We start from the raw sequence: 12,069 nt of genomic DNA on the forward strand, positions 1-12,069 counted from the left end.
GGAGTGAAAAAATGAGGTATGTCATTGGAATAGATCTTGGTACGAGTGCCGTTAAAACCATTTTAGTCAATCAAAACGGCATGGTTTGTGCAGAAACGTCCAAAAGTTACCCGCTCATCCAAGAGAAGGCGGGATATAGTGAGCAAAATCCTGAAGACTGGGTGCAGCAAACAATTGCAGCATTGGCTGAATTGATTTCGATATCCAACGTTCAACCCGGGGATATTGACGGGATTAGCTATTCAGGACAAATGCATGGGTTAGTACTGCTTGATCAAGATCGGCAGGTGCTGCGTCATGCGATTCTTTGGAATGATACCAGAACGACGCCTCAATGTAGCAGAATTACCGAGACATTTGGCGATCGTCTGCTTGATATCACAAAAAACCGTGTCCTTGAAGGGTTTACATTACCTAAAATGTTATGGGTGAAGGAACATGAGCCTGAACTTTTTCACAAGATCGCTGTTTTTTTGCTTCCGAAAGACTATGTGAGATTCCGCATGACTGGCGCCATTCACACCGAATACTCCGACGCGGCGGGAACGTTACTTTTACATATGACCCGCAAAGAGTGGAGCGAGGAGATTTGCAATCAATTTGGTATGTCAGCGGAAATTTGTCCTCCGCTTGTTGAATCCCATGACTGTGTAGGATCGCTGCTTCCGAGCGTTGCAGCGGAGACTGGGCTGTTGGAAAAAACAAAAGTGTACGCCGGGGGAGCAGATAATGCTTGCGGTGCTGTCGGAGCCGGTATTCTTTCTTCCGGAAAAACATTATGCAGTATCGGGACGTCAGGAGTCATACTTTCCTGTGAAGAAGACAAAGAAAGGGACTTTAAAGGGAAAGTGCACTTTTTTAATCATGGAAAAAAGGATTCTTTTTATACGATGGGAGTCACGCTCGCTGCAGGGTACAGCTTGGACTGGTTTAAAAGAACGTTTGCGCCGAACGAATCGTTTGAACAATTATTGCAGGGAGTGGAATCTGTTCCGATAGGAGCAAATGGACTGCTGTACACTCCTTACTTAGTCGGTGAAAGAACGCCGCATGCTGATTCATCTATTCGGGGAAGCTTGATCGGAATGGACGGAGCCCACAAAAGAGAGCACTTTTTGAGGGCGATAATGGAAGGCATCACATTCTCTTTATATGAATCAATTGAACTATTCCGCGAAGCGGGAAAATCAGTTGATACGGTTGTCTCTATTGGCGGGGGAGCTAAAAATGAAACGTGGCTTCAAATGCAGGCTGATATTTTCAATACAAGGGTGGTTAAGTTAGAGAATGAACAAGGTCCCGCCATGGGGGCTGCAATGTTAGCTGCCTTCGGAAGCGGGTGGTTTGACTCTCTTGAAGAATGTGCAGAGCAGTTCATTCATGAAGCAGCTGCATTTTATCCAAAAAAACAAAATGTTCAAACATATAAAACACTATTCGAGTTGTATAAGAACATTTACGTTCACACAAAAGATCTCAATACAGCTTTAAAGAGCTTTCGACAAAAATGAAGAAAGAACCTCGCCAAATTGGCCAGGTTCTTTTTGTTTGAAAAGTCATAGTTATCCATCTTATATTATGATTATATCATGCTGAAAAGCTCTTGTCAAATTTTTTTGAAGGGGAGATATAGAATGAGTTCTTTGGTTCTCGGCATTCACGAAATTGAAAAAACACGCCCTTTGCTCGTTGGAGGAAAAGGGTTACATTTAGGGGAATTATCAAAAATTCAAGGAATACAAGTACCGGAAGGATTTTGTGTCACAACCGCAGGATATCAAAAAGCCATTGAACAAAACGATACGTTACAAGCGCTGTTGGATCAACTGACCATGCTGAAAGTGGAGAATCGGGATCAAATTGGTGAAGTCAGCAAAAAAATCCGGCAAACCATTATGGAAACAGAAATTCCTTCAGATGTAGTCAAAGCAGTTGCTTATCAACTCTCCCGGTTCGGCGAAGAACATGCCTATGCCGTACGTTCCAGTGCGACAGCTGAGGATTTACCGCATGCCTCTTTTGCCGGTCAACAAGACACCTATTTAAATATTACCGGCGTCGATGCGATCTTGCAGCATATCAGTAAATGTTGGGCGTCCCTATTTACGGATCGCGCGGTCATTTACCGTATGCAAAATGGATTTGATCACAGCCAAGTTTATTTATCCGTTATCATCCAAAGGATGGTGTTCCCACAGGCTTCGGGAATTTTATTTACCGCTGATCCGATGACCGGAAACCGAAAGCTGCTATCCATCGATGCCGGTTTTGGACTTGGTGAAGCACTGGTCTCCGGCTTAGTCTCTGCCGATTGTTATAAAGTACAGGACGGGCAAATCGTCGATAAGAGAATAGAAACTAAAAAATTGGCTATCTATGGACGAAAAGAAGGCGGAACAGAAACACAGGAGATCGCTCTTGATCAGCAAAAGATTCAAACACTGACTGATGAACAAATTTTACAGCTGGCACGTATCGGGAGACAGATCGAAGCTCATTTCGGCCAGCCGCAAGATATCGAATGGTGTTTGGACCGCGATACTTTTTATATTGTCCAAAGCCGGCCGATCACAACGTTATACCCCGTTCCTGAAGCGAACGATCAAGAAAATCACGTCTATATCTCTGTTGGTCATCAGCAAATGATGACGGATCCCATAAAACCCCTTGGATTGTCTTTTTTTCTGTTGACGACTGCTGCACCTATGCGTAAAGCCGGCGGAAGGCTATTCGTTGATGTCACACATCAATTGGCATCTCCTACTGTCAGAGAAGTTTTCTTAAAAGGCATGGGGCAGCACGATCCGCTCTTAAAAGACGCACTTATGACCATAATAGAGCGAGATGATTTCATTAAGCCGATACCTGATAAAACGGCACCGATTCCCGGCAAAGGCAATGCAGATATGCCGGAACAAGCTGAAAACGATCCGGCAATTGTTTCTGATTTGATTAAGAGCAGTCAAGCATCGATAGAAGAGTTAAAACAAAACATCCAGACGAAATCAGGAGATGATTTATTTCGTTTTATTTTGGAAGATATCAAGGAATTAAAGAAGATTCTATTTAACCCAAAAAGTTCGGTGTTGATTCGAACTGCAATGGATGCTTCATCATGGATTAACGAAAAAATGAACGAGTGGTTAGGTGAAAAAAACGCAGCAGATACGCTTTCTCAATCTGTACCCCATAATATTACTTCAGAAATGGGGCTTGCGCTATTGGACGTCGCCGATGTGATCCGCCCTTACCCAGAAGTCATTGCCTATTTAGAGAATGTAAAAGATGATCACTTTTTGGATGGGCTGGTGACGTTTGAAGGCGGGCGGGAAACCCGTGACGCTATCTATGCTTATCTCAACAAGTACGGAATGCGATGTGCCGGAGAAATTGATATGACAAGAACTCGATGGAGCGAAAAGCCAACTGCACTTGTCCCTATGATTCTTAATAATCTCAAAAACTTTGAGCCAAATGCCAGCCAGCGGAAATTTGAGCAAGGGCGGCAGGAGGCGTTGAAGAAAGAACAAGAGTTATTAGACCGATTGAAGCAATTACCGGATGGTGAACAAAAAGCCAAAGACACTAAACGAATGATCCGCATCATCCGGAACTTCAGCGGGTTCAGAGAATATCCAAAATACGGCATGATCAGCCGCTACTTCCTTTATAAGCAGGCTTTACTGAAAGAAGCCGAACAACTCGCAGATGCGAGCGTTATTCATGAAAAAGAAGACATATACTATCTCACTTTTGAAGAACTTCAGGAAGTCGTACGCACACATAAATTGGATTACCAAATCATCAGCACACGAAAAGGCGAGTATAAAGTATATGAAAAACTAGCTCCGCCGCGTGTTATCACGTCTGACGGTGAAATCGTTACAGGCGAGTACAAACGAGAAAATCTCCCGGCCGGAGCGATTGCAGGGCTGCCTGTTTCCTCGGGAGTCATAGAGGGGCGGGCACGGGTTATTTTAAACATGGAAGATGCCGATTTGGAAGATGGGGATATATTAGTTACCTCCTATACTGATCCCAGCTGGACACCATTGTTTGTATCCATAAAAGGCCTGGTCACTGAAGTTGGCGGACTGATGACCCACGGAGCGGTTATCGCGCGTGAATACGGCTTACCTGCAGTTGTCGGAGTTGAAAATGCAACCCAATTGATAAAAGATGGGCAGCGAATACGCGTTCATGGAACAGAAGGCTCTATTGAAATATTATAATAGCGGGTGTGTGCAGCACGTCACCAGATATTTCCCGCATTTTACTAAGAAAAGCCGGAACCTCTTAGAGGAGGAATCCGGTTTTTTTTATGTGAAAATGACTTAATGTGTGAACACCGCATTTTGTGGACGGACTCTTTTTAAATGAGTGTGGAAGGCCGCTAAGATACCAAACAAAAAAGATTCAGTGACTAAATCTAACAAATGACAATTTTATAAAGGTGAGTAATATCCTTTTTAAGTTCACAACATCTGTAATCCTGATGAATTAATAACGCCTTAGTTTTTTAACAACTATTTAGGAGTTTTGTTCATGAACAAGTTTTTATTCCGAATTGGATTGTTCGCCTCATTCTTTATAGCGGCAATATTGGCGCAGGCAGGGGTGGAAACTCCCCCGCTTACCAGGTAAAAATAAAAAATGTTTATCTCAGATTGGTTTTTTTAAAAAGTAAAAACGCCATAAAACTTCTTATGGCGTCTGTCCGAACTAAGGGATGCAATGTTTGGGAGACGAATATAAATCGTCAATGTGCTAGAAAAGGAATGCAGCACCTACAATGATTAACAAAATGAACAGCACAACAATCAATACGAAAGAGTTTCCGCCATAATTTCCACCGTAGTTCCCCATATTATTGCCACCTCCTGTTGTTAGGATAGTACATAATATGCCGGACGATAAAATTCGACATAGATTTAAGTCTAAATAAGAAAAAATGGATGTTATCTCTAAAATGAAGAGCTTCTAAAAATGGGAGGTTAACTGAAAGAGAGAAATGGATGGGACGGTTTGCTGTTTAAAGAGGAGGGATATGGCTAAACATGCAATAAAACTGTGTATGAAAGTGGTGAGCATGAAGTTACTTCATCATGCAGAGTCACATACGAAGAGGTACAGGGAAATTATAGTTAACGAAAATATTCATCATTTCCCGGGCAAGCGCAGTATACGACAAATCAAAACAAATCACAAAGGAACGGAAGGTACGATACAAGGAGGCTGCTTGCGGGTTTGTGGTGCAGATAAAGTTTCCGTTTCAAAAAGGTCGTATGTTTATTCGGAACTTTACGTTTATTCCTGAAGAATGCTTGTAAAAGAAAGTCGGCAAAACTGCCGACTTTCCTAACGGAATTTAGATCTCAACAGATCTCTAAAGAAACCATCGACACTATCACCGGTGCCGCTATCATATTTCAGGATGTATTCTCCTTTTTGGTTAACGCTGAATTCCTGAATGAACGTTTTCCCCGCATTTAATGTCGTGGAGGATATAAGGAAGAAGCTTCCTGATTGAGCGAGGGTATAACGATGCCGGGGCGGCTGCGGATCAACTGAAACGAAGTATATTCCCAGGCAAGGAGTATTTCTTTAACCTGAAACTTTTATAAAGCATTAACGTATTACTTTATAAAGGTAAATAAGGAGGCTTATGAATGGGATTAAAAAATTTCTTTAATACTGAGTTAAAATGCTCTATCTGCGGAAAAACATTAAAATCAGGGGATGAGATAACAGCTTATCTTACACTTCCGAGTGAGAAGAAGATGCCTGTGGGGAGAATGGATAAAGTGTTAAGCAAACACTCTGATAAGGTCTGCTGTAAAAAGTGCAGTGAGTAGGTTTTTAGTGTTATGAGGAACCTCTGGCGGGTTTCCTCATAACAAATATCAACCAATTAAATTAGAAAAAAGCGAAATTGTGATGATTAAAGTAGATAAAGAACTGAGGGATACCAAAGGGATCATTTTTCGTTTACTTTGCTTTTTTGAAGGTTTGTTTAGCTCGTGGATCACTGCACCCCATAAAAGCATGGATGCTAAAATGATAAGACTCATATGTAACAACACTCCTTTGTTTCTATAAATTTTACCATATTTATCACAAGGATGTCGATAGAACGAACATCTCTATAAAAAGAAGATGTTTATCTAAAATTGTTGAGAGATTCAGTGAACTATTATGTAGATTAAATTAGAGAAGTTCGAAAAAGGCCTCAAATTACGTTCAGTCACATCTGCGCGGTGGATGTTATGTGGCTGCAAGTGCTTAAAGGGATAGACATGCAGGAAGCATTGGAAGGTTCTATGGCTTATGCGGAAAGGGCTCATTTATATTCTGCAGATGAATTTGCGGCGTCTTATGAAGAACTGGCTTCACAGTTTGAAGAATGGATGAATAGCCAAACAGATGTAGAACAAAAAATGAACTTAAATAATTCTTGGTTAGGTTACAGAGAAACTGCTTACTCAGAAATTTTATTCCATGTTGCCAATCACGGAACTTATCATCGGGGCAGCATAACAACTATGTTAAGACAGCAGGGCTACGCTTCGGCAATGAATGACCTTGCATTATATTGGTATCAGGATTAGTTCAGAGAGTACTTGCAAAATGCATAACCGCCGAATGGTCTGTAGAGCTTCTTTTCTGAACTAAATGACAAAGTCTCATTCAGTCTGGGTGGGGCGCCGAGCAAGAATCGAGATCAAAGGCTGCCGTATCATTCCCGGCAGCCTTAATGATTAGGAAGTAAAATCGATAACCATGCGGCCGGTCACTTTACCTTGCTCCATTTCTTCAAAAATATCATTCACATCTTCAATCGGGCGTTTTGTCACTTTAGGTACAACTTTACCGTCTGCAGCAAATTGAAAAGCTTCCTTCAGGTCTTCTCTGGTACCTACTAATGAACCTACTACCTGAATTCCATCTAACACGAGACGGGGAATATCTAAATCCATTTTGTCCACCGGTAAACCGACAGCGACTACACGGGCTCCTGCTTTTACAACATCAATCGCTTGATTAAAAGGGGCTTTAGAGACAGCCGTGATGACCACAGCATCAAGCCCTAAATCGTTAGTCACTTCTTTTGCTTTAGCGACGGGGTCTTCGTTTAAACTGTTTACAACCGCATCAGCGCCTAAGCTCTTAGCAAAATTCAATTTTTCGTCGCTAATGTCGAAAGCAATTACTTTAGCGTTAAAGACATTTTTTGCATATTGAACAGCCAAGTTGCCTAAACCGCCGACTCCAAATACACCGATCCATTGACCTGGTTTAATTTCACTGACTTTAACCGCTTTATAAGTTGTTACACCTGCACAAGTAATGCTGCTTGCTGCTGCAGGATCTAAATTTTCCGGCACCTTTATTGCATAATCAACCGCTACGATTGCTTCTTCAGCCATTGCGCCGTCAACTGTATAGCCGGCATTTTTTACATCACGGCACAAGGTCTCACGGCCAGTTAAGCAATATTCACAGCAGCCGCAGCTTTCAAACATCCAGGCAATAGAGACGCGGTCACCTTTTTTCAGGCTTGTTACGCCTTCACCAATCTCAGTTACAATGCCTATTCCCTCATGACCTAAAGTGACGCCTGTAACATCCCCGAAATCAGCATTTTTAACATGCAAGTCAGTATGACATACACCACAGTATTCCATCTTAACTTTGGCTTCACCATGTCGCAAAGGACGTAATTCTTTTTGTACGATCGCTATACTTTTGTCTTTTGTTGCTACTACTGCTTTCAAATCATGCACCCCTTTCGAATATTAGCAGAAAATTTTTACTTATCTTACAATTTAGCACACTGCTCTCCTTTTGAAAACCCTTACATTTTTTGCGGACAAGTGTCTCTACAAAAGTTGAGGGAGCTATGCAGGGAGGATTATATGGATATTATGTGTCATCTCCAAATGCACAGAATTTACATATATACATAAATAGATGCGTTTTCAAAGGAGGCTTTTTTTGAGCGATAAAAAGCTGACGGAAGATAAATTTGACAATCACCGGCTCACTAACTTTTTGCCCTTTATCAGCCCTAACCCTGTTACATCATGTAATCCGGTTCAAAGATACCTTAAAATCGATAAAACTTCGTTCATAAGTCCGTTTTCCAGCGTGAAAGGAGACGTGAGTTTAAGTAGCGCCAAATGCTGCTATTCGTGCGATTGGTTCAAATACAAATCTTCAAGAGGGAGTCATTTTACATGATTTGTTAAAACAATTTGTTTCAGTCAAAGATAAGATGATCTCATTCATGGCCCTTGTTATCTTGGAAATCACACGTTCATCGGACGAAAAGCAAAATGCGAATATCCTGAATTAAATTGATGCATGAGAATTGGGGCTCCACGATGCAAGGCCAGATCAGTTTTGGGAAGAGTCAGATTTCGCTCAGGGATCCACAAAGGGAAGAGATAAAAGCTGTTCATCGGATATTTGTGGGGGAGCTGCAAGAAGGGTCGAAGGTGAGCAGGGCGGCGGATTAAAACTGACCTTCCCGCAAATTTATTCCAGAAGGACTGACAGGAGGATACAATCATAAAAATAAAATGATAAAGCTGCGGGAATGAGCCTAAAAGCTGCTCTTTTATGATGCTTCTTTAACGCTTTAATGGGAAACGCAGCACTCATGGTTCTACTGGATAAGACAACTTTTCTTATACAATTAGCATATTGCAGTTACTTATTTTTACATAACTGTTGGAAATGGTCTTTCCATCTGAGATAATAAAATTCGTCTTGATTGATACATGGGGGAGTAAGGATGGGCTGTTTTTATCAAGCGGCACGCAAACCATTTTACAAACAAATTCCTCAAGCGGTTTTTTATAACCGAAGAAATTAGTGCTTTGGATAAACGCTGTAAGAAGGACTCTCTGTTTAAATAAACGAGGTGAAAATCAATGAATGGTATAGAATTCTTAGAATCTGTGTCGCGACTTGGACAACTCATTTTGGTGTTTTCCTGCTACGCCGTTTATTGGAAATTGGGTAAAACGAAAAGGGAGCGAAGACTTACAAAATTCGAAGCTTTGCTTAGGTTCTTTGTAATGTTGGGTCTATCCGCATGGGGGCTGTCGTTTCTTGCTTTGAATTTGTGGTCGTAATCTTTCTGCCGATAGCTGAGCTTAAACTGCAGAGAATTACACTGGCAGGAGATGATTTTACCCTTAGTGAAAAGAATTTCACGGGTAATCATTTGAACTTGAGCGCGGCTGATAAGGTGAATGGTGATGCAAACAGAAATCATTACTTATTGATCACAAAAGGAGCCGGCTGCGGAGATGTGTGGATTAAAGGCTTTTACGGATTCGAACACGATGAGCCGGATGCAGATTGGTGAGCGATACACAGTCAAGGTATTTCCTTGACCTTTTTTAATGGCAATAAAATTTCTGGATATTAAGATAGTGAATTGATGATCTGCCAAAAAAACATAGATCTTTTAAAGTGATGGATATATACTGATTTTAAACAATAGGAAAAAAATGAAAAATGTATTTTTATAAAAAGCAGGTGAAATATATGGGAGCGGCGTCTTGGAGCAAAAGTCAAAGCTATACTTACACATTGGCTTTTTCAAGTTTGTCGTATGGTTTGATCTTCGGGCTATATATGTTTGTATACTCGGGTTTTGTGCCATTTGCATTGGTTACTGTAGTTATCATTGCTTTTTACGCATTTATTACTTACTTTTTGTTTGCTGTTCCTGTGCAACTATGGTTAAGAAAGAAGCCTAAAAAGTTTAGTTTGGTTCATCTTTTCATTTATACAGCAGTCGCTTTTTTAGCTGTGTTCTTGTTCTGGTACATAGATAATCCGCCAATTGATTTCACAGTTTTCAGAATGCCCATTTATTACATAATGAGCATTGTTGCTGCGTTCATATATTGGTTCTGGGACTCTATATTTCTGAGAAATTACAATGTTCACTGCAAGTAAAGCTGATGTTTCCAAAAGAAAGCGGGTGAGGAAAAATGGAGTACATTGAGTTGACTAGGGACAATATTGATGACAATCATATTTGCTGTGCATTAGGTACGAAACAATATGAGGATGCGGTAAATGAAAAGAAGAGCTGGCTCAAAGATCGGATGATTGATGGCTTGGTGTTCTATCGCCTAAACGAACGGGCAAAAGTTTTTATTGAATATTTACCTGCAGAAGAAGCGTGGGTTCCGGTAAGCGCACCTCATTTTATGTTTATTAATTGTCTTTGGGTCTCAGGTAAATATAAGAATAACGGACATGCGAAACACTTGTTAGAAAAATGTGTGTCAGATGCAAAATCCCGCGGTATGGATGGGATAGTTCATATAGTGGGGAAGAAAAAGCTCCCTTATTTAAGTGATAAGCATTTCTTTGAACATATGGGATTTGCTGTGCAAGATGAAGCAGAACCCTATTTTCAGTTGATGTCACTGACGTGGAATGAACATGCACATCCTCCTGTATTTAAAAAACAGGTGAAAAGTAATTTCGTTAATGATGAGGGAATCACAATATTTTATACAGCCCAATGCTCATTTGCAGTCGGATTGTTAAAGGATTTAAAGGAACTGACTGAAAAGAAAGGACTTCATTTTCAGGCCCGGCGAATAACGTCAAAAGATATGGCGCAAAAATCCCCGGCAGTTTGGACGACTTTCAGCGTGTTTTATAATGGGACATTTCTCACTCATGAGATGATGAGCGTGAATAAGTTTGAAAAAAAACTCAATAAGCTTGTAATGGCTTAACTTTGTTTTATTACTATTCCTCGTTTCTATATTCGATACTGAGGGTTTTTCACGAAAATTGTTCAGTACTTTTCATCGCGGGCGGCAAATGAATGATTATTGTTTTTGACAAAGATGATAGCATCCATCATTATAGTAAAAATAGATTGAGACAAGTTCTTCAACAAACGAAGAAGTTCTTTTCAAAGATCGATAACAATGAAACAGGAGACTGCAAATGCAAAAAATTGAAACCCTTCGCTTAATTTTAAGAAATTTTACCGAGAGAGATGCGCAAGGTCTGTTGGAATATTCGGCACATCCGAGAGTGAATTGCTTTCTTGATGACAGAATATCTACGTTAGAAGAAGCTGCAGCAAACGTTCAAAAAAGAAGCCGAGATGACTCTTATATTGCAGTTTGTTTAAAAGACAGTAATGATCTAGTCGGAGAACTATTTTATTTAAAAGAAGAGCCAGATACCTATTCCGTTTGTTGGAATTTCAATGCCCGTTTTGAAGGGAAGGGATACGCAAGTGAAAGTGCGAAGGCTTTCTTTGAGTATCTCTTTATGCAAAAAGAAGCAAGAAGGCTTTATGCATATGTTGAAGATGATAACTGCAGGTCACAAAAACTATGTGAAAGATTAGGAATACGTAAAGAAGGTTATTTTCTTGAATTTATTTCATTTACTGCACACGAGGATGGAACACCTAAATATGAAAACACTTACCAATACGCATTGCTAAAGAAAGAATGGTTAAAACAAAAACATAGTTAATAGAATTTGTGGGAAATAACCTCTCCTTTACTGAAAAAACCCTGCTGAAAGCAGTTTTTTTTGTATTTAGGTTACCTAGTAACGATCAAAAAGATTCAGCTTGAAGGTTGGGAAAAACATGAAAATCATTATAGCAATGTTGTAAAATTAGAGAGAGGATGATTGTGATGAACATTTTGCAGTTTAGCGACAGAAGGTGCAGGAAGTAATTCGAATCAGCAATGTTCAATTCATTTTGATGAATTTAAAGAAGCGCTTGAGAATGGAAAAGTGGTTGATACTCAAAATGTGAAAAGCTGTTCAGAGTTTAGACCTATTTTACAGTGAGACCGGAAATATTCTCTTAAACTTCTGATGTTGTTCAAAGCTGACACCTTTTGATGCTTATGTATAAGAAAATAAACCCATTGAATTATATGTATAAGGTTGGAAACGGAGGGGTTCAAAGTTGGGGCGATCTTGTGTAAAAGAAAGGATCAGGATGAATGTGACCAGCATCCACCCTGATCAATGGGGTTCACAGTGTTCTATTTCATT

General features: G+C 40.3%; 9 protein-coding genes and 2 pseudogenes. 9 read left to right on the top strand and 2 right to left on the bottom strand.

Features of this window, described 5'->3' with window-relative positions; translation table 11 throughout:
• The first annotated feature begins 11 nt into the window (after nucleotides 1–11).
• Nucleotides 12–1,511 carry a xylulokinase gene (gene xylB / locus NYE68_RS10550; RefSeq protein WP_324635824.1) on the top strand — a complete coding sequence of 500 codons (1,500 nt, stop codon included), beginning with the start codon at nucleotides 12–14 and terminating at the stop codon, nucleotides 1,509–1,511.
• Between the two features lie 123 nt (nucleotides 1,512–1,634).
• Nucleotides 1,635–4,232, top strand: a complete 2,598-nt coding sequence (gene ppsA, locus NYE68_RS10555; protein WP_324635823.1) for a phosphoenolpyruvate synthase — start codon at nucleotides 1,635–1,637, stop codon at nucleotides 4,230–4,232.
• 535 nt (nucleotides 4,233–4,767) lie between these two features.
• On the opposite strand, the gene NYE68_RS10560 is transcribed toward ppsA, so the two are convergent.
• The gene (locus NYE68_RS10560; RefSeq protein WP_072589120.1) at nucleotides 4,768–4,866 is read right to left on the bottom strand and encodes a YjcZ family sporulation protein; all 99 of its coding nucleotides are present in this window, start codon (nucleotides 4,864–4,866) and stop codon (nucleotides 4,768–4,770) included.
• 803 nt (nucleotides 4,867–5,669) lie between these two features.
• Between NYE68_RS10560 and NYE68_RS10565 the strand changes: the two genes are divergently transcribed.
• Nucleotides 5,670–5,855 carry a hypothetical protein gene (locus NYE68_RS10565; protein WP_003154035.1) on the top strand — a complete coding sequence of 62 codons (186 nt, stop codon included), beginning with the start codon at nucleotides 5,670–5,672 and terminating at the stop codon, nucleotides 5,853–5,855.
• A 381-nt stretch (nucleotides 5,856–6,236) separates the two neighbouring features.
• Nucleotides 6,237–6,608, top strand: a pseudogene (locus tag NYE68_RS10570) (DinB family protein); the annotation flags it as partial.
• Nucleotides 6,609–6,758: 150 nt separating this feature from the next.
• Here NYE68_RS10570 and adhP read toward each other — a convergent pair.
• Entirely contained in the window at nucleotides 6,759–7,775 is a 1,017-nt protein-coding gene (gene adhP / locus NYE68_RS10575) for an alcohol dehydrogenase AdhP (protein WP_015417537.1), read from the bottom strand.
• A 1,161-nt stretch (nucleotides 7,776–8,936) separates the two neighbouring features.
• Here adhP and NYE68_RS10580 point away from each other — a divergent pair.
• From NYE68_RS10580 to NYE68_RS10600, 5 genes and pseudogenes are all read left to right on the top strand, one after another.
• Nucleotides 8,937–9,140, top strand: coding sequence for a hypothetical protein (locus NYE68_RS10580; RefSeq protein WP_076982905.1), 204 nt, complete (start codon nucleotides 8,937–8,939; stop codon nucleotides 9,138–9,140).
• Between the two features lie 20 nt (nucleotides 9,141–9,160).
• Nucleotides 9,161–9,376: pseudogene (locus tag NYE68_RS10585) on the top strand (hypothetical protein); the annotation flags it as partial.
• 182 nt (nucleotides 9,377–9,558) lie between these two features.
• Entirely contained in the window at nucleotides 9,559–9,975 is a 417-nt protein-coding gene (locus NYE68_RS10590) for a UPF0715 family protein (protein ID WP_032865299.1), read from the top strand.
• A gap of 35 nt (nucleotides 9,976–10,010) precedes the next feature.
• Entirely contained in the window at nucleotides 10,011–10,772 is a 762-nt protein-coding gene (locus tag NYE68_RS10595) for an N-acetyltransferase (RefSeq protein ID WP_039251413.1), read from the top strand.
• 217 nt (nucleotides 10,773–10,989) lie between these two features.
• Nucleotides 10,990–11,532, top strand: a complete 543-nt coding sequence (locus NYE68_RS10600) for a GNAT family N-acetyltransferase (protein WP_324635822.1) — start codon at nucleotides 10,990–10,992, stop codon at nucleotides 11,530–11,532.
• Nucleotides 11,533–12,069 lie beyond the last annotated feature (537 nt).

Origin of the sequence: Bacillus sp. FSL R5-0447, assembly GCF_038606125.1 — a bacterium.
Classification (GTDB): Bacteria; Bacillota; Bacilli; order Bacillales; family Bacillaceae; genus Bacillus; species Bacillus velezensis.

Coding starts and splice junctions, on each gene's coding strand:
- ppsA (WP_324635823.1), top strand. CDS start 1,635: ATGAGTTCTTTGGTTCTCGGCATTCACGAAATTGAAAAAACACGCCCT.
- xylB (WP_324635824.1), top strand. CDS start 12: ATGAGGTATGTCATTGGAATAGATCTTGGTACGAGTGCCGTTAAAACC.
- NYE68_RS10580 (WP_076982905.1), top strand. CDS start 8,937: ATGAATGGTATAGAATTCTTAGAATCTGTGTCGCGACTTGGACAACTC.
- NYE68_RS10565 (WP_003154035.1), top strand. CDS start 5,670: ATGGGATTAAAAAATTTCTTTAATACTGAGTTAAAATGCTCTATCTGC.
- NYE68_RS10600 (WP_324635822.1), top strand. CDS start 10,990: ATGCAAAAAATTGAAACCCTTCGCTTAATTTTAAGAAATTTTACCGAG.
- NYE68_RS10590 (WP_032865299.1), top strand. CDS start 9,559: ATGGGAGCGGCGTCTTGGAGCAAAAGTCAAAGCTATACTTACACATTG.
- NYE68_RS10595 (WP_039251413.1), top strand. CDS start 10,011: ATGGAGTACATTGAGTTGACTAGGGACAATATTGATGACAATCATATT.
- NYE68_RS10560 (WP_072589120.1), bottom strand. CDS start 4,866: ATGGGGAACTACGGTGGAAATTATGGCGGAAACTCTTTCGTATTGATT.